The following is a 23,632-nucleotide window of genomic DNA, read 5'->3' on the forward strand; positions in this document are numbered from 1 at the left end:
TTTGGGGGATAGTGTGCCCGTCATGCTAAGTTGCTATGTATTATTTTTTGCGGATTATTTTTTGCGGATATCAAACTGCCGCTCAAAGCAGTACCGGATAATTTTTTGGCGCTCGCGGTCCGTGATCTCCGAAAAGCGCATCATGACCTGCTTTTTCCCCGTCTCCAGCTCTTTGACGCGCACGATTTCGCTCTTGAACGGCACGTGCTCGATCAGACCGCTTTTGAACGGGACAAGCAGCCAGCACTCGACTGTGCAGCCGGTCTCGGCAGGCACGTATTCTTCGCAAAGAAAGGAAATGCCTCCGCCCCCGACATCGTCAGTCTGCGATACGAACTGCAGCTGCTCCGAGAATTTAACGGCAATTTCGAGCACGGCCGGCACTCGCAGAAAGTTGCGCCGCTGCACTTTCGTAATCGATTCCGGTTCGGGCTTTTTGATCAGGACAAGCCGGATCACATCGTCTGAAAATCCGAGTACGGACGAGTTGAAGTAGTTTTTCATGCCGCCCTCGGTTATAAAATAAACGGAAAGCTCGTCGCCCGGATACAAACGCTTCAGCTTCCCCGATTTGTCGTTCATTGGAACTTCCATGCTGATATACGTGTCCGAGACGTCTGCGATCCTCGATTTATACTCCTGCCTCGCCTCTTCGTCATCGATGGAATTGATTTGGATAAAAAGCATCTGGTTTACTTTCGGCAGCAATCGGCTCACCTCCCCGGAGTGTAAACTTCGATAAGTCCAAGCTTTATTATAGCACGTGCAGAGAATATGGGAAGGGGTGAGCGCGTAGCGTTCGGAGTTTCTTCTTTGGAGCGTTGTGGGACGGTGAGAGGAACGGTAGCGCGGCCTGCGGCTCATCACCAAGTACCACCCCGAAACAAAAGAAGCAAAAATGCAAAAAAGCCCGAACGCTTCGGGCTTGGGAGAGGACTAGAAAAAACATAAAACATCAGGTTGGCGTGACGGCGGCGGCTTCTTCCGTGCCCAAGCGGTCGATTTTCTCTTGCGCACCGCTCTCGGCATTAACGTAGATCCGGTACTGCCCGCCGTTGACGCGGCCGATATATTGGTAACAGAGCACCTCTTCGTCGATATCGTTCTTGATCAGCGCCTGATTGACGCTATCTGCTTTAAAATCGGCATTTAGCGTTTTACGGGCTTCGTCCGCCGTCAGCTTCGGCGCTTTGATCTGGCGATCCTTCTTGCCATACACGTAATCGCCCGCTTCCAGTCCCGTCACTTCGCCGTTGTCGAGCGCCACCTGAACCGCAACCTTTTCCACGTAATTGATCACGTTGTTCGTGCGCGGTGCAAACGTCATATGGGCGACGTTGCTGTATTCGTCGTAGCTGACAGCGGTCATGTTCTTGTAGCCGTGCTCATCCAGGAACTGCGCTCCGATGTCACGCGCTTGCCGTAAGTCGAGCTTCTTTTCGGGCACATTGCGGGAAGCCGCGAACCATAGAAGCTGACCGCCTTTTTTCGAATAATCCATATGAGCGCCGTCCGCCGTGCCTTGTTTAGGCGCCGTTACGCTAAAGGACTGGTACTCGGTCCCGGGTCCGTTTTCTACGACCTGAAGCCCGGACGGGTCCTGGAGGCCAAGAAACTGCGCGGCCTTTTGCTTAATTTCGTCGGCATTCGTCTCAGGGCCGGAGAGCATATGCATGTCCCGCTTCTGATACATGCTCATGACCGCCGGACTCCAGTTGATTTCCGGATATTCGCGCACCTTTTTATCTACCGTAGTGAACCCGTCGACGATGACGTTGTCATGCGGCTCCTTCTGCGTAGCCAGCGCCAGCTCGACATCCATCCAGCGCAAGTTGTTCTGGATGACCTTGCTTTGAACCCCGCGCAAATCTTTGGAAACTTCCGCCGAGCGCTCGTACAGCGTATTGAGCGTCTTCATTTCGTTACCGTCCAGCGGATTTTTGGAAAGATCACGGACCGCCGCACGATAGGCAAAATTCGAAATATTAGCCAAAAACTCCTCCGTTTTGTTGAAAGGCAGCAAAGTCAGCGGCAATTGACTGATTTCGTTCTGGGCTTCGCTCGTGATCCGCCAAACGTTGATCAGCCCTTTTTTGTAGGCGTCCTGCGACGTTGAATTCACCGCGAGCGTATTACCAAGCTCCGTATGCAGCTTGTCCACGTGAAACGACAAATCGTGGAACGCCCGTTGATAATGGTTTTCCGCCTTGATCAAGACGGCGTTTTTCTCTTGATGCTCCAAGTAGCCCCAGACCCCGGTGCCGATGAGCGCCACCAAAAGAATCGGAAACATGACGATGCTCAGTCTTTTGTACATGTTCGAGAAATCTCCCTTCATCAGCAAAACTTGGGCTTAGTTTTCGCCTGAAGCGAGGGGGATTATTCACGAAGCGAAGGACATCGCAATCGAGCCGTTCAAAAAAAGAAAAAAGCCGGCGCTTGGCCGACTCTTTCCCCGGACTAGAAATCGAGGGTTTCGATATCGAAATCTTTTTCATTGTTGCATATGCACTGCTTGAACCCGGTATCGATCTTTTCCTTTTCTTTCCGGCCCTTTAAAACGAACTTCTCGCCGCAATGCTTGCAGCGGATGGCGACTTTCACCCGCGGACTAACGACATTCATCATATCCCTCCGGTATGACCTATGGTATCATCATATCCATTATGGTCATTCCGGCTAAATTTTAACCTGATCCTCCCGCGTGGCGACCCTGAGCGGCGATTTGGCATTGGCCCGGTTCACTTTGCGCAGGCTGCGCAGCCACAAGAAGCACATGAGGGGCACCATAAACCATACCCAGTACGCTTGACTTATGAGCAGCGTATAGTCGAACACCCCATGCCAAAATACCGGCAGCGCCAACGCCAATATCAGATGCTTGCGGGTGTGCTTCGGCGTAAACTTGGCTTTTCCAAAATGGTAACCCATCATGACGCCGAACATGGCGTGACCGGATACCGGCAGGAACGCCCGAATCATAAGCGAGGAAAAGCTCGATCCGTTCAAAAACGCATAGAACACGTTTTCGAGCGTGGCGAATCCGAGCGAAACCGCTACCGCGTACACGATGCCATCATATGGTTCGTCAAATGACGCATGCTTGTAGGTAACGAAATAGACCAGAAACCACTTGAAAAATTCCTCCGGCAAAGAAGACGTCAGGAACGAAAAAACGAACGGGTCCTCGCCGAGCCCGTGTACCAGAGCCCGCTGCAGCACCATGACCGGGAATACGATCAGAACGCCGAACAAGAACAGCTTGATTACCAAGGAGATAGGCTCTGTATCGTATCGGTCTTTTAAATAAAAATAAGCCAGCAGAGCGACACCCGGCGCTATAGCCGCCGTCAGGACAGTTAAGACGCTCAAAGTGTCTCCCCTCCATCACAATAAGTTAAACCCGCCCGCAGCAACGGCCAGCCCCCGCAACATTGCGGATGCCGACCGTGATACGGGCAGGCGCTTGTCGATATTTCTTAATCCTATGAATATTATAGACATTTTGAATGGCTTTTTCCATCATTTCTTGGATTCCGGCATTCATTTCCGCTTTCACTCGGCATAAGACGCTTCATTCTTCCGCAAAACGCGCCTGCTGGTCGTAAAACCGGAGCGGAATGGTCGCCAGCGTCCCATTGCGGTGTTTCAGAAGCTGCAAACTTGAGCGTATTCCGTTAGCGGACGTTCCGTTAGACTCCGGCTTCAGCCGCATAATGACGTCGGCTGACGCTTCCGCCCCTTCCGGTAGACGCTCCTCCCCGATATCCGAAGGAACGGCCGCAATAACAGGGCCACCCCATTCCTTGGACCAATGCTTCAGCATATATGCAATCGTCGTCTGATGCTCGGCGGACGAGCGGGGCGGATTGGGCAGTCCGCCTGTCGGGATACGGTTAATATGGTCGATGAATACGACGGGCGTTTTGCCGGACATCCCTGCAATCCGCTCGACATTGGTCATGACGCGGTCGATCGTGGAATCGAGCGAGCATTCGATCGTCCAAAGCATATGGCTGATGGGCATATAACGTTTATTGGCTTCGGCCACTTGCCGCGGCTCGATCTTCCCGCTGAGCACATTCTGCGGCTCGGTGCCGATGAGCCTGGCAATGCTTCGCGCCCAGAGCTCGAATCCCGTCATGTCCCAGGATACGTAAACGACCGGCGTCTGGTGCAAAGCGATATGGTCCGCTATTTGCTTCATCAGCATCGTTTTGCCCGAAGAAGCGGCCCCGGCCAGCAGATACAGCCCGCTTCGAAGCCCGCCGAACAACGCTTCGTCCAGCGCGGCGAAACCGGTCGGGACACCCGATGCTTGTCCGCGATGCCGCTTCATGAATTCTTCGGTATATATGGAAACATTTTTCGTATCGGGAGCAATCGGAAGCAGCATCGTCTCTTCCATCGTTTCATTCAACAGCCGCATGAACGAATCCAGCGGATTTTGCACCCGCACGAAGAAATCGTTGACGTCCCGGATCGACTCGGGCAGCTGCATGATAAACGTTTGCTTTGCCGTCGATTGCAGCAGCGCTTGGATTCTGACGCTTTCCCGCCGCCCTGCCTCATCATTGCCCAGACAGATGAACACCCGCTTGTCCCGCAGCTTGTCCGCATGAATTTCTTTAAAAGACATCCAGATCGGCACACATACTGCCGGCAGGTGCGCCTGAGCCAAGCTGAGCACATCGAACACCCCGCCGCACACGATGACATCCTCCGTCTGCTCCAGGATCTGCTCGTTGAATAAATAGTCAACCACTCCGAGCAGCGATTTGTATTTCGGCTCGCGCTGATCGACCGATCGTCCGATTAAATCGACCGTGACCCCGTCTGCGTTCGTAATCGGAATAATAATACGGTTCTCAAAAAAATCACCCAGCTTGCCCGAGTTGATGTAAAACCCAAACTTGCCCGGTTCAAAGCCGATTCGATAATGCTCCGCCGTCTCCTGATGAATGCCCCGCCGCTCCAAATAAGCATAAGCTTCTTCCTTAAGCTGTTTATGGTAATGGGTGACAAGCTCCTCCAAATCAAACGCGGTCTTGGCTGCGCCAAGGTGTTGTACTTCGCTCATGACGTTCTTCCCCCCGCAAAAAAAGCATTCCGCAAAAACAATGCTGTTTTTGAGAATGCTTACGATTCGTTAAGCTCAACAAGCCTCAATTAAAACTTGGAACAAAGCACCTTCACGGCATCGGATTCAATGACGACCTTTCCGTATTCCTCCAGAACCGCTTGCGTGACGGATGTGGCTTCTCCGAACTCGGACAAGACAGCCACGACCGATTGAAGCCGCTTTTCTTCCATCTCAACGGCATCCAGCAGCAGGACCCATTTATTTTTATAGGAATACAACGTTCCACCGTCCATCAGGAGCGGATTGATGACTTTGGCAAGCCGGAGCAGGTCCTCAAAATCATGAAAAGCGTAAATGATTTCATCGGTCTCATCCATCGTCACTTCAAGCTCGTACACTTCTTCCATTTCGTCCTCTAGCGTATCGTCGCCTTGGCTGAAATTCATTCGGCCGCGTGTGACGATCACCATCATCCCTTGCGCCGGCATGGCGAGGACTTCCACGGCAAGCGGTCCGGTTGCGTCGAAGCCAAGCTCGGCATAGGCTTGGTCCATCATCTCGCTGAACAGCTCGTGAACCTTGGGGATTTCTCTCCACATGTCATCCTTGTGAATCCCGCGCTCCGTTAAGTCATCGAATGTGAGGAAAATCCGTATCTTGTCTTGACTTAAACGCTCCATTTTCATACTGGATTCCTCCCTTGCCGACTAATAATAAATAGCTTATGAAGTTTGGTAAACAAAGGTGAGCCGCGTTCGTTCCGCTATATAAAGGATTCGAAAACGCGTTCAAATGTGCGTCTTCCAGCCTTTCCCCTCGGAAACGGTACAGCTTGTTTGCCATGCTACGTCTATTATATCACAAACTGTGAAGAAAAGAACGGTTGTTGCCTGAAAAAATGCCCTTTTCATACAAAAAGACACATACGCCGCCTTTTGGAGGAGGCGTATGTGTCTTTGCGCGCAAACCGAACGCTTAATGCGCCCGAATTTCGGATTTTTTCCCGTTGCCGGCCAAAATGTCGTCGACTGCGGCCTTAAGCCCCGAATCCTGATTAATCAGCTCCTGAACCTTGCCGAGACCCGCGGCGGAAGTCGCCACGTCGGCCGCGCTCTTGCCGTAATCGGCGTTCGGCTCGGCCGAATCCGTCGGAGCCTTTTCTTTTTTGTCGGACCGATCCGTGACCTGATTCAGGAAACTTCCAATGGCGTCGCTATTCGTCACTGCGGAGAACAGCATCGGTTTTCTTTTGCCCGTTAGTACGACCGCTGCGGTCGCCCCGACAAGCCCGCCAAGCAGAAAAGCACCCCATCTCATGCCAATCCCTCCCGTATTGTTTTCTAATTCGTTGCTATTTTTCGCTATATCCTATGAATCATGCATGATAAAATAAGGAAAAGCCAAAAGATTCAATACCAAACCTAACGAGGGGATTACACATGTCTAAACAATGGATTGCTATTCTGGCCGCACTCCTTCTTCTGACTTCCTGCGGCGCCAAACCGGATGCGTCGCCTGACGCCTCGGCCAAAACGGAGCCGCCTGCTTCGCAGACGGTCTCAGGGGGCGAGAAAACGAAAACCGCAGACGGCGCCTCCGCTTCGAATCAGCCTGCACCGACTCCTGCCAAGGAAGGCAAAGAACCTGCTGCCGCGGACGGTGTCAAAAAACAAGCAAAGCGCTATACGATGAATCCGAAAACGTACGATATCATGCCGATCGATCCGAACGGGGCGCCCAAAAAAGTCGTTCTCCTGACATTCGATGACGGTCCGAAGGACCTTGAGATGAATAAAGCGCTGCTTGATACGCTGCAAAAGCATAAAGCGAAAGCCGTCTTTTTCCTGAACGGCTACCGCGTCAAGCAGAAGCCCGAGCTCGTCGAGCTGCTTGCCTCCAGCGGTCAAACGATCGGCAATCATTCCTGGGATCATATCGATTTGAAAAAGGAAACCAAAGAAAAGGTAAATCAACAAATCGGAGATGTGCAAAAAGCGATCAAAGAGGTGACGGGCAAAGCGCCGGTCTTTTTCCGTCCGCCGTTCGGGTCCGGCAGCGATGACGTTCGGGCCAAGGCCAAGGAGGAGGGACTGCTGTTCATGACCTGGTCCAACGGATCGAAGGATTGGGAAATGACGGTGAAGAAAAACAGCCCCGAGCAAGTGATCAGCAACGTGCTGAGTCAGCTTCACCCGGGGAGCAACATTTTAATGCATGAACTGCCGTGGACCGTGGAGGCGCTGGACAAACTTTTGACACAACTTGAGGAAAAAGGCTACGGATTCGTTGATCCGGAAGACATTGAAATCACATCATGACGAGTTTCCAGCCCCAAACGGAAAGTCCTGCAACAAGGAGTACAAAAATCCATAGCAACGACCGATAAAAATAAGGCAGCCACTTTTCTTTCTCTGTCGAATGCACAGTTTTACGGGGAGGCAGGTAATGATCGTCGAGTCCCTCTTCCTTCGCCGGGTCGGGTTGATGATCGGCCTCTTCCTTCGGTCGGTACAGAGGTTGCAGATACTTGTTGTTCATGATTCTTCTCTCCTGTAACGAAGAATGCAGCCCATGACGAAATCAATCAGGAAATGGGCAATAATCGGTGTTAACAAGGACCCGGTCCGAATATAAATCCAGCCGAGCCCGTAGCTGATGCTGAAGACAAGTCCCGTCATCAGCCAGTGCTGCAAATAGCGAACATGAATGGCCGCGAACAGGATGCTGGTCCAGTACGGTCCCCACCAGGCTTGGATCGCACCGCGGAACAGCAGCTCTTCGCAAAATGCGACAATGAGCGAGATGAGTGCAATATGCCAAAGCGGCCTGTTTTTAAACAGCTTTTCGTTAATGCCCCCGTCGTCCGTTACTTCGGGAGGCACCCATCTGGAAACGAGCAGATCGACGAGCAGAACAGCGACGGCCAAGCCCGCTCCCCATAGTAGGATCGTATAGCCCGACCCCGGGGAAAACATCGCCCGCAGATCCGGTTTCTGAAAAAGCATCAGAACGACGGCTGCAAGGAAGACGAGAAGCTGAGTCACATACAAGTTAATGAGCAGTAAACGCTCGTCGATTTCGTCCGGATTGATTTTTTGCAGCTTGATCCGCTTAAAGTTAATTTTTTTCATACTGATTCCCTTTTTCGACAATTTCACCTATACTATCAGCATAGAATTAAGAAATCTGAGGTGCTCGATCATGGAAAAACGGCTTACCCGAACGGACTACTTATTCGCCGTTACCTTCATTTTCATGCTTGTCCTGGCTACGGGGACCTTCTTCTTCGGTTTAAAAATGGGACAGGATCGTTCTTCGCTGAAATACGAAGATCTGCTCAACAAGCAAAACGAAACGGCCAAGAGCTTTACCGCCTACCATCAGCAGTATCTGGTGTCTTTCTATCATACCATTTATCAGCCATACAGGGAATTTCATAAAAAGTGGTTTGAGAAAACCGATGAGCTGCTGACGAATCGTACGGCCGACGCTTCCTTGATTCTCAAGGAAATGAGCAAGCTCGCGCAGGAAAGCTACGACAGTCTCGGTTCCAAATCGATGCCGGGCTCCTCTCCGCTGCTGCAGGAAGCGCATAAAGACTACATGAAGAGCTTAAAGCTGTTCAGCGAGGGCCTGAAAAGCTATTCGGCCAAGGCAAACGGCATTCCGGCAGCCGAGCTGATCGCGGAGCTTCAAGCTGACCCTTATCTCGGCGAAGCGAAGACATTTGCGCTCAAGGCTGAAAAAAGCTACTACGAATCGATCGACAGATGGTATGCTACGATCAACCCACAATTTAAGCCTGTCGATGTAACCAAGCCGCTCTCTCTGAACGATTGGACGGGCCTGAGCCTGAATATGAAAAACGAATATGTCGCCCAAGTGATGCTTGGCAAAAAGCTGTTTAAGCCGTTCACCCCGCAAGATCTGACCAGTCGGATCGACGAAATGATTCAGTCCGGTCAAACGCAAAAAATGAATTTGAACGATGTGGGGCAAGTCGTTGATGTGCTGATGGCTACCGATGCCGTTCGCAAAAGCGATTTTATCCGCAACAAAGACAAGTATTACGGCAAAGAAACGTTGCCGCAGCTTCCGTTTTTCACTGCCAATTAATACGCAGGCTTCCGAAGCCACGATGTCCGGTCTCGTACTCGTGGCTTTTTGCCGCGCCTGTTAATCGTACTGGAATCCGCGAAGGGCTGCGAGCGCAGCCATGCCGCCCTCGACATTAATGACATCGTCGAAGCCGTTCTGCTTCAAATAGTAGCACACGTTAGCGCTTCGCACGCCGTGGGCGCAAACGACATAAATCGTCCGGTCCAACGGAAGCTCGGCCAGCCTTCCCGGTATGCTGTTCATCGGCATCAGCTGCGCTTGTTCCCAATGATAATACTCCCATTCGTACGGTTCCCGGACGTCGAGCATCAGCGCGTCCCCGAGCTCTCCGTTGTCCATTTTTGCCCGAAACGCCTCGGGCTCTATATTTTCGAACATGATGAATTCCCCTTTCGCTGTACGATAATTTCATGCAGGTCGCACGGTTTATTTTAGCACGGCGAATTTAGGTTTCACAAATATTTCGGATTTGCAAATCGGCGGGCTGCCTATTGACAATGTCGAAATGGTCATGGTACGCTAATGAAAAATTTCACCTGTAACAAACGTTGACGGAGCCAAGCATAACCTGAATCGATCAGAGAGCCGGTGGTCGGTGCGAACCGGACGAATTCGATATGCGGAGCACTCCTGAGTTGTTGTGCCGAACATTACAGTAGGCGCAGCCGGCCGGAAACCGTTATTTTTCCCGGTCTGTCCATCGCAGACCTCATGAGGCTGTTGCGTGTGAGCGCACAGCGAATTAGGGTGGTACCACGAGAATCAGCTCCTCGTCCCTTGTATACGCTAGTCGTGTCGGGGCGGGGAGTTTTTTGTGTTTTTTCGTAATTTACTTCATGGAGGTCTGGGAAAATGTTCAAAGTGCTAGTTATGGATGGAATCAGCGACATGGGGATTCAACTGCTGTATGACGCGCCGGATGTCGAGGTGGAGAAAAAGAACGGATTGTCCGAAGACGAGCTTGTGGCGATCATTGCAGACTATGACGCTTTATTGGTGCGCAGCGCCACGAAGGTAACCGAACGCATTATGGGCGCCAGCAGCAAATTGAAAGTTGTCGGGCGCGCCGGTGTTGGCGTCGACAATATCGATCTGGAGGCGGCGACGAAGCGCGGCATCGTCGTCATCAATGCGCCGGACGGCAATACGATTGCCACTTGCGAATTGACATTCGCGATGATGATGTCCGTCGCTCGTTTGATTCCGCAAGCATACAAGAAAACCGTCGGCGGCGAGTGGGACCGCAAAACGTTCGTCGGCGTGGAGCTTCGCAACAAGGTGCTCGGCGTGCTCGGCATGGGCCGCATCGGCAGCGAGGTTGCCAAACGTGCCAAAGCGTTCGGCATGGAAGTGCTCGGCTATGACCCCTTCCTGACCGAAGAGCGTGCGGAAAAGCTCGGCGTGAAGCTCGGCACCGTCAACGACATTTGTGCCGCAGCGGATTTCATTACGGTTCATACGCCGCTGACCAACGAAACCCGCCACATGATCAGCAAGCCGCAATTTGAGCTGATGAAAAAAGGCGCGCGCATCATCAACTGTGCACGTGGCGGCATTATCGACGAAATGGCGCTTGTCGAAGCTATCGATGCAGGGATCGTCGCCGGAGCGGCGTTCGACGTATTCGAGAAGGAACCTCCGGCTGCCGATCATCCGTTCCTGAACCATCCGAAAATCGTCGTCACACCGCACCTCGGCGCATCGACGGTCGAAGCGCAGGAAAACGTCGCGATCGACGTATCCGAGGAAGTGCTTCACGTTTTGCGCGACCAGCCGTTCAAGAACGCCGTCAACATGCCGCCGGTACCGGCTAACGTGCTCCATGCGCTGCAGCCTTATTTCAATCTCGGTGAGAAGCTCGGCGTCTTCCTCGGTCAGACGATCGACGGGCCGGTCAGCGAAATCGTGGTCAACTATTCCGGCGATTTGACCGACGTCGATACGACGCCGCTCACCCGCTACATCGTCAAAGGCATTCTCGCCAATCAATTGGAAGGCGTGAATATCGTCAATGCGATGCATCTGGCCAAAACGCGCGGGCTCAACGTCGTCATTCAAAAGTCGTCCACAGCGAAGAGCTTTACGAACCTCGTTTCCGTTACGCTGAAAACGAAGCAAGAAGAACGTGTGCTTGCGGGCACTCTGCTTTCCGGCTACGGCGAGCGGATCGTTCAAATCGACCAGTTTCCCGTCGATATCGCGCCGTCCGGCCATCTGCTTCTGATCTCGCATAACGATAAGCCGGGCATCATCGGTAAAGTCGGAACGCTGCTTGGCGACAACGGCGTCAATATCGCGACGATGCAGGTCGGACGTAAAGTGGTCGGCGGCTCGGCGATCATGGTGCTGACTACCGATAAAGAAACGCCGAAGGAAGTGCTCGACCGCCTCATTCAGCTTCCGGAATTGACCCATGCTCGCGAGTTGACGCTCTAACCGGAGATTGAACGTTTCACGATTGTTTCACGAACAACAATAAAAAAGACGTTCGTTCTACAAAAAGAAAGAAGCCTCCGATGACGAATCGGAGGCTTTTGTCTGGGTTTACACCGTTTTGCAGGGAAGCGTGATGGAAAATGTCGTCCCCTGCCCCGGCTGGCTTTTGACATGAACGGTGCCCTCGTGGGCTTCTATAATATTTTTTACGATGGACAGCCCCAATCCCGTTCCGCCGGTAGCTCCGCGTGTACGGGCTTTGTCCGCCTTGTAGAAACGTTCGAAGATGAAGGGCAGGTCTTCCGCCGGAATGCCGTAGCCTTGGTCCGCCACCTCGATCAATACCGCTTCTTCCCCTTTGTACCGCGTCCGTGCCGCGCTCAGCTGAATAACCGATTGCGGCGGCGTATGCCGGATCGCATTGTCCAGCAGATTGGTCAGCACCTGCTCCATTCGGTCTTCATCGGCCTGGTACAGCACCAGCTCTTCCTCGGGCAGGACGCAGGTCATCGTAATGCCGTGTTCCTTGGACAAGCCGGCGAATTTACGGTGTACCCGCTTTAAGAACGTATTCACTTCCAGCTCGCGGAAGTTCAATTCCACATTGCCCGTCTCCATCTTCGCGAGGTCAAGCAAATCCTTGACCAGTCGGCCCATACGAAGCGACTCATCGTGAATGACCTGCGCCAAATCCTTGCGTTCTTCCGGTGTAGCCGCGATGTCGTCGATCAACGCCTCGCTGTAGCCTTGCAGCATCGAAAGCGGCGTGCGCAGCTCGTGAGATACGTTGGCAACAAAATCTTTGCGCAGCTTGTCGAGCCGGAATTCCTCCGTGACGTCCCGCATAACGGCGACAACCCCGCGCACAAGCTCGCGCGAATACAACGGCGCCATCACGATGGACCATACCTCACTCTGGACATGCAGCTTCGCCGTCATTTCCTTCGCCTCGGAGATGACCCCTTGGAACAACGGTTGAAGCGGCTCGGGGACCGTTTCCGCCTTCCGCAACATCTGTCTTTCTTCCTGACCGGACCAGTCGTCCGTCCAATGGATCTCGTTCCAATCCCGTACGACCTTTTCTCCCGGAGGATTGGTCAAAATGACTTTCCCGTCGGCGTCGAACGTAATCACCGCATCCCCCATGCTTCGCAGCACGCTCGCCAAGTGCTCTTTTTCGTGACTTAGCGCTTTGATCGTATCCGACAGCTTCTCTCCCATATGGTTGAACGTTTTGCCCAGCTCGCCCAGTTCGTCGGAAGACGTGATCGGCACGCGGGTATCGTATTCGCCCATCGAGATCAGATCCGCTGCCTTCTTAAGCTGGAGCAGCGGCTGCGTGATTTTGGTCAGCAGGAAGAAGGCGAAGAACGTCGTCATCAGGAAGCCGGCGACGCCGACGACGACGAACAGCTTTTTGACATAAGCCTGCGTCTCCTCCGCCGATTGCGTGAGCTGATATAGGATCAGCGCTCCGGCGGTTTGTGTCTGGCCTTCATTCATATAAGGCACGGCTACGGCCGTGTATTGATTGCTCAAAGGCGCGCGCGGCAGGCCCGAGCTCGTATTGCGGTTATCGACCGACTGCCCGGCGAACGCCTTCTGCATGTCCGCTTTCGTGAAGAAATCGGTATAACGGAACGTCTTGTCCTGCGTCTGCGCAAACGGCGGATCGATCTGCTCGAAATTGGCAGTTACCATCAGAATGCTCGCCCCTTGGGCGCTAAGCAGTTCATTAACAACTTGCAAATACCGCCGTTCTTCCTTGTGCAAGGAAATTTCATTGGCCACCTTGACCGCCAGCCTCGTGAGCGTTTCCGCCTGATCCTTCGACTTGGGGAACGACGTTTCGATATATCGGAACAAAAAAAGGCTGAGCGTCAATAAAACGACAACAACCAGCCCAATAATGGTAATCCACAGTTTACCGACAACGCTTTTTAAAATAAACACGTTATTTCGGGACCTCGAGCTTATAGCCTACGCCCCAAACAGTCGTAATCATGGAGGCGGCGTCCGGCGACACTTTATTCAGCTTCTCGCGCAGCCGTTTCACATGGGTGTCGACCGTGCGCAAATCACCGAAAAACTCGTAGTTCCATACGTCCTTGAGCAACTCCTCCCGAGAAAATACCTTATCCGGCGATACCGCCAAATAATGAAGCAGCTCGTATTCTTTCGGAGTCAATGCCACTTCCTGTCCTCCGGCCGTAACGCGGTGAGCATCGTGCTCGATCACCAGATTGGGGAACACGATATTGTTGCTCGAATTCACTTCTTTGGACAAATACGCGGTGACCGAAGACCTCCGCAAGATCGCCTTCACGCGGTAAATAACCTCGCGGGGACTGAACGGCTTCACCACATAGTCGTCCGCTCCCGACTCGAAGCCTTGGACGCGGTTCGTTTCTTCGCCTTTGGCCGTCAGCATTATGACCGGCGTCGATTTCACCTGGCGCAGCCGGGCGCATACCTCGTTTCCGTCAATGCCCGGCAGCATCACGTCGAGCAGAATCAGGTCGTAATCCTGATCCAGCGCTTTGCGCAGCGCCGATTCGCCGTCCTCGGCTTCGTCAATGCTGTAATTTTCTTTCTCCAAATACATCCGCAGCAGGCGGCGAATCCGTTCCTCATCATCGACAACCAATATGTTCAACTTCGTCTCGATCATGGCTGAACCTCTTTCCAATTGAGATTAACGACCGTTTATTGAAACTCGGCATGCTGTCGCTGTACCGGTTTACGTGCCGGAATACGAATGCAAGCCGGCGATCACCAGGTTTACGCCGATGAGCGTAAACATGACGACGAGAAACCCGATCACGGACATCCAGGCGGATTTTTTGCCCTGCCAGCCGCGGGAAAGACGAAGATGCAGGTACACCGCATAAAACAGCCAGACAATCAGCGCCCACACTTCCTTCGGGTCCCAGCCCCAGAAGCGTCCCCATGCTTCATGCGCCCAAATCATTGCAAAGACGAGCGCTCCCAGCGTGAAGATCGGATAGCCGATGGCGATCGCCCTGTAGCCGATTTCATCCACATCCTCCGAGTCGATCCCTCGGATCGTCGGCTGAAGCGCCCGGCCTAACGGCTTGCGGATCACAAGACGAATCAGCGCGTACAACAAGGCGCCCAGAAGGACCGACCATATTACCGTATTGAGCTTCCGCCCGGCATTCGCGCCCTCCATCCACGACGGAGCTTCGAAGAGCGGCCCGGTCATCCCGAGAAAGGGCTTCATTTCCACCTGCTCGCTCTGATACGGTTTTACAATCGGAGGCAAAACGTACTCAACGTTTTGCTTTACGACCTGTTCGACGTTATTGGTATCGGTCGTCTTAACGTCGCTAACGAATTTTGCTTTATATCCGGCTGCACTAAAGCCGAAAATGGCAACGACGAACGCGATCGTCATAAGCAAGGTAAAAATCGTAAACTCAACCCCGCGCTGCTCTCTGCGGTCCGCTTTGGATGTTCCGGCGAAGTTGACGTTCTGGAGCAGATACATCAAGCCTGCGGCAAACCCGACAGCGAAAAACGCTTCTCCGAGAGCCGCAGTCGTCACGTGGATTTTGAGCCAGTAGCTTTGCAGCGCCGGAATGAGCGGCTGTACTTCGCGCGGGAACACCGAAGCGTAGGCGATGATGATGATCGATACGGGCATCGTAAATACGCCAAGCGTAGGCGTGCGGTAAATCAAGTAGACGACGATAAACGCGAGCACGATCATCATCCCGAGGAACGTCATGAATTCGTACATGTTGCTCGTCGGAATATGTCCGCCTTCCGCCCAGCGCGTAAAGAAAAACGTCACGTGACACAAAAATCCGATTACGGTCAGGATAAAGCTGATGAAGCCCCATCGTCTGGCGAACCCTTCAGGGTCCGCCTCCTGAACCGATTTTTTCCCGGTAACGGCTATGACGAAGCCGAGCAGAGCCAGGGCGTATACGATAAAAGCAATCAGCAAAAACGTGCTGCTCACGTTTCAATCACCTTTCTTTCCAGCGTCTTCGGATCGATGTCGATTCCCGTTTTCGACAAAACCTGGGCCACTTCCTTCCGGATGCCGTACCAGTTCTTGTTCGTATGAGCGCCGAGCGCAAGCTGTTCGTTATCGATGCGCAGCCAGATCCGGCGATGGTGCCAATAAAAGCCCATGATCAAGCCGATCATCGAAATGGCCGCGCCGACCCAGATATACGGCATTGCCCGGTCTACCCGGATATTCAAGTAACTGATATAGTCCGAGATGGCCACATCGGCCATCGAACCAACGGTCAGCTCCAGTTTGGTGCCAAGCGCTCCATTGATTTCGTCTTGACGGAAATTGACCTTATCCACCTGACGCGGGAAGTACATATAAGGCTCCCCTTCCGGCTTCAAGCCCGGTCCCGAAATGGCGAATACGAACGCAGGAGCTTTCGGTTCGTTGGACTTGGTCATCGGTACGCCCTTGTCGTCCAAAGCGAATTCGGGGAAATACGCTTTCAGCTTCAATTGGTAAGGACCTGCGCTATACGTTTCCGCGGGCTTGTGCATCGGCAGCTTGAAGCTTCCGAGCGTCTCGCCGGTTTGTTTGTTTTTCAGCGTCGGCTTGACGGAAATCAGCGTCGGAGACGGCTTGAAGTCGAATTGATACGCGAGTAATCCATTGTACTCCAGCGGCTTGTTCACGACAATATCCTGGCGGTGCACTTCTTCCAGCACCGGTTCCTTCGCCGGATCGTCGCAGTCCGCCTTGCACATGTAGAGCACCGCTTTCGTCTCGAACACCTTCGGAACGTCCTGTCCTTTGGAGCGGAAGCCCTCCGACATTTCTTCCGGCTTGTAAAACTCCAGCGTGAATTTTTCGTTCTTCAAATAATAAGGAGTATCCGGAATTTTGACAAGCTTGCCTTCCGGAAAAGCCATATGCTGATCCATGTGCCACCCAGGAATGCTTCGCATCAATACGGCGCCCAAAAAAATAATCAACCCGATATGATTGATATAAGGTCCCCAGCGGCTGAACCGGTTCTTCTCTGCCAGCAGAGCCGTGCCGTCCGTATGCACGCGATAGCGCTGCTTGCGGAACGCTTCCGCCGCCCGCTCCGTCCAAGCTTCCGGCGTTTGTACCGAGCCCTGGGCAGCGGCCGGAAGCGGTCCGGTAAAGGTCATCTTTTGACGCGTGATGAAGCTTAAATGCTTGCGAATCTGCTGCTTATTGAGCGCCCGGTATAATGGCAGCACGCGGTCCAGACTGCAAACGACGAGCGACGTGCCGATCATGAACAGCAGCGTAATGTACCACCAGGATTCGAACGTATGGGACAGCCCCAACAAATAATAAATGTACCCGATCGTTCCGTACGTTTCTTTATAATACACCGCGGGATCGATGTTTAGAAACGTATTTTCCTGCGGATATATAGTCCCCAGAATCGAGCCCAGCAGCGTAATTGCTATGAGATAAACGGCGATTTTGACGGACGAGAAAAAATTCCACACCCGATCCAGCATGCCGGGATTGGCGCGCTGGGATCGCCGGGCGACCCCGTCGTACCGCATCTCAAGCGGTTCGTTGCCGCCTTCGTCCGAAAGCGGCTTGCCACAGGACTCGCACAGTATGGTGCCGACATGATTCTGATGTCCGCATTCGCATTTCGTATTTTGAATCATGCCTGATCACCCTTGCTTTTGCGGTAATATCGATGTGATGGTCTTTTCAATATATGCCTCGTCCATTTCGCCGATCCGGATGACCTCGACCTTCCCTTCCGGTCCGATGAAGTACGTGGTCGGATATCGAGAAACGCCGTAACGCTTGCGGGTTTCCTCATTCTTATCGAGCAAAATCGGGAACGTAACCTTATATTGGCTGACGAAGTTTTCGACCGCGACTCTGGGCTCGTCCAGATTGAGACCGAGAATCTCGACATTTTTATCCTTCCACTTGGCATGCTGTCTTTCGAGCGCCGGCATCTCGTTGCGGCAGGGCTCGCAGAAGGTTCCCCAAAAGTTGACGACGACGACTTTGCCCCGGTAATCGGACAGCTTGCGAGTGGCGCCATCCAGGCTGAGCAGCTTAAAATCCGGCGCCTCCGACCCTTGCGTCGGTTTCTTGTCGCTCCCGAACAGGTTGCTCGCGAGCGTGAGCGCGCCGATGACGATAATGACAGCAAAAATGGAAATTTGGACCCATCGTCTATGTTTTCCCATATTCTCACACCTTTAAAACGAGAGTTGACTGACAAATGTCACATTTCCATTATATCGAAAATGGTCACTGTAATTATTCGCCTTTTTGAATTTTATGTGACTTGCCTTCTCCCGCTTTAAGCGCTTCCTGGCGAAGCTCGTTGATCTCCTGCGGGGTCAGGTGGCGGAACTTGCCCCGTGGGATGCCGGATAGCAGAAGCGGCCCGAATTGAACCCGTTTCAGCTTGATGACCGGATGATGGATCGCGTCGAACATCCGCCGCACCTGCCGGTTGCGTCCTTCGTAAATCGTTATTTTCACGACGCTTTCGTTGGTTTCCGGACGTACATCCTGATATTCCACCTCCGCGGGCGCGGTCATCCCGTCCTCCAGCTCAATTCCGTTCTTCAGCTTGTCCAGCAAGCTGCCGTGAGGCACGCCTTTGACCGTGGCCAAATAGGTACGCGGCACGTGGTGCTTCGGATGGGTCAGCAAATGGGCGAATTCGCCGTCGTTGGTGAGCAGCAGCAAGCCTTCCGTTTCGTAATCGAGCCTGCCGATCGGGTAGATGCGCTGCTTGATGTTTTTGAAAAACTCCGTCACCGTTTTGCGTCCTTCGGGATCTTGGGCGCTTGTGATGACGCCTTTCGGTTTGTTAAAGATCACATACACTTTCGATTGCCGGCGGATCGGCTTGCCGTCCACTTTAATAAAATCCTGGGAAGGGTCCACCTTCACCCCCAGGGTTGTTACTACCTTGTCATTGACTTCCACACGTCCTGCGGTAATCAATTCTTCACACTTGCGGCGGGAGGCCACACCCGCTTCGGCCAACACTTTTTGCAATCTGTCCATCTGTTGGATTCACCTCAAGCTAATGATACCTATCCTCGGGTGAAATCACAAGCTGCGCCCACGGAAAATCGCCGCCCGGGCACGTCATCGAATGCGGAAAAATATCGTCGGGCTGAAAACCGTACGTTTCCGACAGCCGAAGAATCAGCTTGTTCATCAAAAACAGCTGCTCTTTTTCCGCGGGAGTGCGGACGGTGCGCGGCCCGGAGAAGTCCCCTTCGAGACAAAGGTGGATGTAGAGCGGATCGGTTTGCTCGGAAGAAGGGATGATGTCGCCGTTTTTGGCGATGAAATAATCATACCCTTTTCCGTTAATGGAGGAGCAGACGGAGTGGTGGATGACAATGCCGTAATACTGCATGCGGTTCACCTCGTTAAGGCTGGACTGCTCACAGTATATGTGCGGAAAGGATGGGGGGTGATGCGTGGACCGGCGAATAAGCCGGAGCGGGCGGAAGACGGGTCCGCACGTATGCGGCCTGCAATTTACCGGCAGCGTTCAGGCAAATACCAGCGAGCAGATCGCAATCGAAGCGATAAATCCGACGGCGTCGGAAATAAGACCGACCTTAAGAGCGTAGCCGGCCTTGCGGATACCGATGGCGCCGAAATAAACCGTAATGACGTAAAGCGTCGTATCCGTGCTTCCTTGGATCGTGGAAGCGATCCGTCCGATCATTGAATCGGGGCCGAACTCCGAGATCAGGTCTGTCGTAAAGGCAAGCGAGCCGGCTCCCGTAATCGGGCGCAAAAAAGCGAGCGGAATAATATCGCCCGGAATGCCAAGCCGCTCGCAAATCGGCTTCAGCCAGCCGATCATCAGATCCATCGCCCCGGATGCGCGGAACACGCTGATCGCTACCATCATGCCGACCAGATGCGGAATAATACGGATCGTCGTATCGAAGCCTTCTTTAGCTCCTTCCACAAACGATTCGTAGACGGGAACTTTTCGGTAAGCGGCGTAAAGCGGAATGAAGACGATCACGACAGGGATGGCCCATGCCGAGATCCAATTGACCAAGTTATACACGCAGGTTCATCCTTTCCCCTGTCCGGGCGGCGTTGATCGCTGACGGTACCATCGGTCAACCATGATGGCCGCCAAGGTCGAGATAATGGTAGCCAGCAGCGTCGTACCGACGATTTCGGCCGGATTCGCCGAATTGTAATTCATGCGAATGGCGATCAGCGTTGTCGGAATCAGCGTGATGCTGGCTGTATTGAGTGCCAGGAGCGTGCACATGGCGGGGCTTGCTATGTCTTTATGCTTGTTCAGGAGCTGCAGCTCCTGCATCGCTTTAATGCCCATCGGTGTGGCGGCATTGCCCAATCCCAGGATGTTGGCGCTCATGTTCGACATAATGTACCCGAGCGCCGGATGATTTTTGGGCACACTGGGGAACAGCGCGCGCACGACCGGCGAGAGTAGTTTCGCCAGCTTTTTCAGCAAACCCGCGTCCTCGGCAATCCGCATGATGCCGAGCCAGAACACCATAATGCTGATGAGCCCGAAGCACACCGTCACTCCGCTCTTGGCGCCGTCAAATACCGCCTGGGTCACCAATTCGATTCTGCCCTGAAAAGCAGCGACGACAAACCCCGCAACAATGAAAAACAACCAGATCCAGTTGACCACGCCCGCCGCTCCCTTCCGCTTAATCCGCTTGCCCGGTAAACAGCACCCGGGTTAGCTCGGTCAAGATGTAGAGCCATTTGCGCGAATAGCCGCTGCCAAGCTCTTCCGCTTCCGCGAACGAATACGCGGACCGTTCTTTCTGCTTCAACCGAGGACTGTCCTTAGCAAGCAACGGGACCGAGCCGACCGGCTTGCCGTCCAGCAGAAATTGCAGCCTCCCCGCTTCCCCGAGCCGGGTCTCGACGGAAGCCGCATCGTATACAATCGGCTGACGCGCCAGCCGTCCGCGTTCCGCCTGCTCCGCCGGATATCGGAACGAGGCCCCGGCGACGAGCCCGGTCCCTTCAATCGTCTCCCCCTTCTCGGCCAAAGAAAGCAGGGGATAATGCTTGAAGCCGAAATCGAGCAGCCGGGTATGGTCGATCCAATCATCGGGATCGTTCAAGGTCACGACAGCGAGCTGCTGCCCGCCGCGAGTCGCCGAAGAGACAAGGCAGCGCTTCGCCAGCTTCGTATAGCCGGTTTTCACCCCATCTGCCCCGCCGTAGAGCGAAAGCATTTTATTTTTATTGATCCAGCTGTAGCCCCAGGATTCGTTCGGATTCGGCACTTTCTTCACTTTCGTTTTCACAATCTCCTGAAACACGGGATTTTTGAGCGCATAAGCGGTCAGCTTGGCCATATCGTTCGCAGTCGAATAATGCCCTTGCTCGTCCAAGCCGGAAGGATTTTTGAAGCTGGAGTTGGTCATCCCGACGACTTTCGCCTTCTCGTTCATCAAGAAGATGAAGCCTTCCACACTCCCGCCCACGTGCTCGGCAATCGTAACGGCCGCATCGTTCCCGGAACGGAGCATCAAGCCGTACAGCAAATCCTTAAGGTTCATTTCCTCGTCCAGCCTCAAGTAAATGGACGAACCTTCTTTGCCGAAAGCATTCTTGCTTACTTTCGCCCGGTCGCTCAAACGCCCATGTTCAATCGCGACAATCGCCGTCATGATCTTGGTCAGGCTGGCGATTCGCATCGGTTTGTCCCCTCTGGAACTGTAAAGCAGCCGCCCGGAAACGACGTCGATCAGCGCCACAGCCGCCGCGCCGGTCGATACGCCCGGAGCGGCGCTAACTCCCGCAGTCGGAAGCACGCCCATACAAACCAACAGCAAAGCGAGCAAAAGCAGACATCCTTTTCTCATCTTTTTCCTCCCACGCGCCATCCTACAGGAAAGGCCGACCGCCATCGGTCGGACAACTCCATGTCTTTGTATATGTATATGCTTGTCACCCCAGGTTATGAACGGCCTATGACAAGCAGCACTCTGGAAGCGTGTAAATAAAAAAGCCTTGCGCCTGTAGGGTATCTCCCTACAGGCTACAAGGCTAAAGGCTCTATGCAATCGGGCTCATTGTATGATACACGGCCGACCTTCGGATCGACCTCGTAATACCTCATCCGCTCGGCGGGATATGGCTGCAAAACAGGCAGCAGCTCCCTTTCGTCCTGCACGGTCCGGTTCAGCCACAAGCTCTCATGCTCTCGCGGCAAAATGACGGGCATCCGTTCATGAACCTCGGCCACCAATTCGTTGGCGGCTGTCGTCAGGACCGTGCAGGTGTGCAGTTTCGTTCCGTCCTCCGCCACCCAAGTGTCATACAATGCAGCCATGCCGAACAATTCTCCGTCCGCCAGCACAAAGCGAACCGGCTGCTTCTGCGAACCGATCCGTTTCCATTCGTAAAAGCCGTCAGCCGGAATGAGACAGCGTTTCCGCTTCAGCAGGCTGCGGAAGGCAGGCTTCTCGGCGGCGGTTTCGGCCCGCGCGTTTATCATGCGAGCGCCGGATTTGTCATCCTGCGCCCAGGAAGGAACGAGGCCCCAGCGAAGCTCACCAAGCCGGTTTGCCCCGTCTCCCGTCCCCCCGATCATCGCGGGAATCCATTGGCCCGGCGCCGCATTGTAGCGCGGCTGGTACGCCGACGGGCGACGGTCCAGCATAAAATGCAGCACTAGCTCTTCGAAGCTTACGGTAACGGTATAGCGTCCGCACATATCGGAGCGTCCCCCTTTCAGCTTACCGGGCTTGAGTTAGATTATCCGCATGTTGAATAAACACCGTCAGCTTATCGGCCAAATCGATTTCGCAAGGCTGCCCCATCACTTGGCCGTAGGCGTCGATCAGCACCCGGACGACAGGACGCTGCGGCACCGCAGGATTAATACTGACAACAACGCCCTGCTCCCCCGTACTTAGCGTGACGGTCAAGCCGAGCGGATAGATGGCGACGTTATCCCGGAAAATCGCTACTTTACGCTGGTCGTACAGCGTTCCGACGCCCGCAAACAGCACTTCCATCGCCTGATGTGGAAGCATCGCGAGCCGGTGCGGTCGGTGCGTCGTCATCGCGTCGTAGCTGTCGGCGACGGCGATCCACTTGGCGTATTCGTGAATGTCATTTCCCATGATCCCTCTCGGGTATCCGCTGCCATTTTCCCGTTCGTGATGCTGAAAGGCGCAGTGGGCGGAAAGCAGGGGCATATTCGGCTCGTCCTTGAGCAGGCGGAAGCCGATCTCCGTGTGCTTCTTCACCTCTTCGAATTCCTCCGCCGTGAGAGGTCCGGGCTTTTTAATCATGTCCAGATTGATCTTCGTCTTGCCGATGTCATGCAGCAGCGCGCCCAGTCCGAGCGCCATCAGTTCGTCGTTGTTGTAGCCGCTGACCATGCCGAGCATGGTCGCATAAATACAAACATTCAGTGAGTGCTGATACAAATAGTTGTTCAGAACGTTCATATTAAGCAGCATAATCGCGGTGCCCTGCTTTTCGTTCAAGTCGTCGATAATCATCTTCATGACATTTCCGAACGAACGCCCAAGCACGTGGTTTTTAGAAAATTTGGATCGGCTTTCGTTTTCCATGAAGCTGCGAAAATGAGTGCGGATTTCGGTTAGCGCCTTGATTCTCGTTTCATCTGAAAGCGGTTCCTCAATCGTAAGGTCCTCTGTCGCCTTATCGGCGATATATAAATAATCGATGCCGAGCCTCTCCAAACGCCCGAGTAATCCTCCCGTCAATTCCACTCCTTCGTTTAAAAGAATAACGCCATCTTCGTTATAAATGCACTTCCCGAGGCGCATACCCGGTTCGCACGATCTGGTGGGCAACAGCCGCATGAACGTATACCTCTTTCCCCATGTCTTCGGTCCTACAGTTACAAAATTAACTATAGTCCAACCTTCGGGAAAGAGCAATATATGTATCATGTTAATTAATTAACAGTTAAAATAGGCAAAGCTGCTCCTGGGAGCAGCTCGCCGAAT

At 53.4% G+C, this 23,632-nt stretch carries 26 protein-coding genes and 1 other annotated feature; of the genes, 3 read left to right on the top strand and 23 right to left on the bottom strand.

Annotated elements, in window-relative coordinates:
- Positions 1–54: 54 nt before the first annotated feature.
- The 8 genes from NLX71_RS03990 to NLX71_RS04025 form a co-directional block, all read right to left on the bottom strand.
- Entirely contained in the window at positions 55–708 is a 654-nt protein-coding gene (locus NLX71_RS03990) for a flagellar brake protein (protein ID WP_254362195.1), read from the bottom strand.
- 247 nt (positions 709–955) lie between these two features.
- Entirely contained in the window at positions 956–2,317 is a 1,362-nt protein-coding gene (gene ypeB, locus NLX71_RS03995; RefSeq protein WP_254362196.1) for a germination protein YpeB, read from the bottom strand.
- A gap of 143 nt (positions 2,318–2,460) precedes the next feature.
- On the bottom strand, positions 2,461–2,625 hold the full coding sequence (locus tag NLX71_RS04000; RefSeq protein WP_167670066.1) for a hypothetical protein: 165 nt from the start codon (positions 2,623–2,625) through the stop codon (positions 2,461–2,463).
- Between the two features lie 54 nt (positions 2,626–2,679).
- Positions 2,680–3,372: a glutamic-type intramembrane protease PrsW gene (gene prsW / locus NLX71_RS04005; protein WP_254362197.1), complete on the bottom strand. Its 693-nt coding sequence runs from the start codon at positions 3,370–3,372 to the stop codon at positions 2,680–2,682.
- A 25-nt stretch (positions 3,373–3,397) separates the two neighbouring features.
- Positions 3,398–3,559 (bottom strand): hypothetical protein, encoded by a 162-nt coding sequence (locus NLX71_RS04010; protein WP_254362198.1) that lies wholly within the window; start codon positions 3,557–3,559, stop codon positions 3,398–3,400.
- 15 nt (positions 3,560–3,574) lie between these two features.
- Positions 3,575–5,080 (bottom strand): DnaB-like helicase C-terminal domain-containing protein, encoded by a 1,506-nt coding sequence (locus NLX71_RS04015; RefSeq protein ID WP_254362199.1) that lies wholly within the window; start codon positions 5,078–5,080, stop codon positions 3,575–3,577.
- Between the two features lie 89 nt (positions 5,081–5,169).
- On the bottom strand, positions 5,170–5,769 hold the full coding sequence (locus NLX71_RS04020; protein ID WP_254362200.1) for a genetic competence negative regulator: 600 nt from the start codon (positions 5,767–5,769) through the stop codon (positions 5,170–5,172).
- Positions 5,770–6,058: 289 nt separating this feature from the next.
- A complete protein-coding gene (locus NLX71_RS04025; RefSeq protein ID WP_254362201.1) occupies positions 6,059–6,400 on the bottom strand; it encodes a hypothetical protein in 342 nt (113 codons plus the stop codon).
- 122 nt (positions 6,401–6,522) lie between these two features.
- On the opposite strand from NLX71_RS04025, the gene NLX71_RS04030 reads away from it, so the two are divergent.
- Positions 6,523–7,401 (top strand): polysaccharide deacetylase family protein, encoded by an 879-nt coding sequence (locus tag NLX71_RS04030; protein ID WP_254362202.1) that lies wholly within the window; start codon positions 6,523–6,525, stop codon positions 7,399–7,401.
- Here the strand turns inward: NLX71_RS04030 and NLX71_RS04035 are convergent.
- Positions 7,391–7,621: a hypothetical protein gene (locus NLX71_RS04035; protein WP_254362203.1), complete on the bottom strand. Its 231-nt coding sequence runs from the start codon at positions 7,619–7,621 to the stop codon at positions 7,391–7,393. The two genes, NLX71_RS04030 and NLX71_RS04035, sit on opposite strands and share 11 nt — an antisense overlap.
- Positions 7,618–8,214, bottom strand: a complete 597-nt coding sequence (locus tag NLX71_RS04040; protein WP_254362204.1) for a CPBP family intramembrane glutamic endopeptidase — start codon at positions 8,212–8,214, stop codon at positions 7,618–7,620. The genes NLX71_RS04035 and NLX71_RS04040 overlap by 4 nt, the downstream gene beginning before the upstream one ends.
- A gap of 70 nt (positions 8,215–8,284) precedes the next feature.
- Between NLX71_RS04040 and NLX71_RS04045 the strand changes: the two genes are divergently transcribed.
- A complete protein-coding gene (locus tag NLX71_RS04045) occupies positions 8,285–9,199 on the top strand; it encodes a hypothetical protein (protein ID WP_254362205.1) in 915 nt (304 codons plus the stop codon).
- Positions 9,200–9,259: 60 nt separating this feature from the next.
- Here the strand turns inward: NLX71_RS04045 and NLX71_RS04050 are convergent, their stop codons facing one another.
- A complete protein-coding gene (locus tag NLX71_RS04050; protein ID WP_254362206.1) occupies positions 9,260–9,580 on the bottom strand; it encodes a rhodanese-like domain-containing protein in 321 nt (106 codons plus the stop codon).
- Between the two features lie 161 nt (positions 9,581–9,741).
- Positions 9,742–9,983 (top strand) — a binding site (T-box leader).
- Between the two features lie 71 nt (positions 9,984–10,054).
- Here NLX71_RS04050 and serA point away from each other — a divergent pair.
- Positions 10,055–11,638: a phosphoglycerate dehydrogenase gene (gene serA / locus NLX71_RS04055; protein ID WP_254362207.1), complete on the top strand. Its 1,584-nt coding sequence runs from the start codon at positions 10,055–10,057 to the stop codon at positions 11,636–11,638.
- A 108-nt stretch (positions 11,639–11,746) separates the two neighbouring features.
- On the opposite strand, the gene NLX71_RS04060 is transcribed toward serA, so the two are convergent.
- The 12 genes from NLX71_RS04060 to NLX71_RS04115 form a co-directional block, all read right to left on the bottom strand.
- On the bottom strand, positions 11,747–13,591 hold the full coding sequence (locus NLX71_RS04060) for an ATP-binding protein (protein ID WP_254362208.1): 1,845 nt from the start codon (positions 13,589–13,591) through the stop codon (positions 11,747–11,749).
- A 1-nt stretch (position 13,592) separates the two neighbouring features.
- Positions 13,593–14,309 (bottom strand): response regulator transcription factor, encoded by a 717-nt coding sequence (locus tag NLX71_RS04065; RefSeq protein WP_254362209.1) that lies wholly within the window; start codon positions 14,307–14,309, stop codon positions 13,593–13,595.
- Between the two features lie 69 nt (positions 14,310–14,378).
- Positions 14,379–15,626, bottom strand: coding sequence for a cytochrome c biogenesis protein CcsA (gene ccsA, locus NLX71_RS04070; RefSeq protein ID WP_254362210.1), 1,248 nt, complete (start codon positions 15,624–15,626; stop codon positions 14,379–14,381).
- Complete coding sequence (gene resB, locus NLX71_RS04075; RefSeq protein WP_254362211.1) at positions 15,623–17,302, bottom strand: cytochrome c biogenesis protein ResB; 1,680 nt, start codon at positions 17,300–17,302, stop codon at positions 15,623–15,625. The genes ccsA and resB overlap by 4 nt, the downstream gene beginning before the upstream one ends.
- Positions 17,303–17,308: 6 nt before the next feature.
- Positions 17,309–17,842, bottom strand: a complete 534-nt coding sequence (gene resA, locus NLX71_RS04080) for a thiol-disulfide oxidoreductase ResA (RefSeq protein WP_254362212.1) — start codon at positions 17,840–17,842, stop codon at positions 17,309–17,311.
- Positions 17,843–17,915: 73 nt separating this feature from the next.
- A complete protein-coding gene (locus NLX71_RS04085; RefSeq protein ID WP_254362213.1) occupies positions 17,916–18,677 on the bottom strand; it encodes a pseudouridine synthase in 762 nt (253 codons plus the stop codon).
- A gap of 19 nt (positions 18,678–18,696) precedes the next feature.
- Positions 18,697–19,038, bottom strand: coding sequence for a peptidoglycan recognition protein family protein (locus NLX71_RS04090; RefSeq protein ID WP_254362214.1), 342 nt, complete (start codon positions 19,036–19,038; stop codon positions 18,697–18,699).
- A gap of 138 nt (positions 19,039–19,176) precedes the next feature.
- Positions 19,177–19,710, bottom strand: coding sequence for a spore maturation protein (locus NLX71_RS04095; RefSeq protein ID WP_054977572.1), 534 nt, complete (start codon positions 19,708–19,710; stop codon positions 19,177–19,179).
- Between the two features lie 6 nt (positions 19,711–19,716).
- Positions 19,717–20,316 carry a nucleoside recognition domain-containing protein gene (locus NLX71_RS04100; protein ID WP_254362215.1) on the bottom strand — a complete coding sequence of 200 codons (600 nt, stop codon included), beginning with the start codon at positions 20,314–20,316 and terminating at the stop codon, positions 19,717–19,719.
- A 19-nt stretch (positions 20,317–20,335) separates the two neighbouring features.
- Positions 20,336–21,508 (bottom strand): D-alanyl-D-alanine carboxypeptidase family protein, encoded by a 1,173-nt coding sequence (locus tag NLX71_RS04105; protein WP_254362216.1) that lies wholly within the window; start codon positions 21,506–21,508, stop codon positions 20,336–20,338.
- Positions 21,509–21,684: 176 nt separating this feature from the next.
- Positions 21,685–22,362 carry an SOS response-associated peptidase gene (locus NLX71_RS04110; protein ID WP_254362217.1) on the bottom strand — a complete coding sequence of 226 codons (678 nt, stop codon included), beginning with the start codon at positions 22,360–22,362 and terminating at the stop codon, positions 21,685–21,687.
- Between the two features lie 22 nt (positions 22,363–22,384).
- The gene (locus NLX71_RS04115) at positions 22,385–23,485 is read right to left on the bottom strand and encodes an HD-GYP domain-containing protein (RefSeq protein WP_254362218.1); all 1,101 of its coding nucleotides are present in this window, start codon (positions 23,483–23,485) and stop codon (positions 22,385–22,387) included.
- Positions 23,486–23,632 lie beyond the last annotated feature (147 nt).

Origin of the sequence: Paenibacillus sp. MZ04-78.2 (assembly GCF_024213375.1) — a bacterium.
GTDB lineage: Bacteria > Bacillota > Bacilli > Paenibacillales > NBRC-103111 > Paenibacillus_G.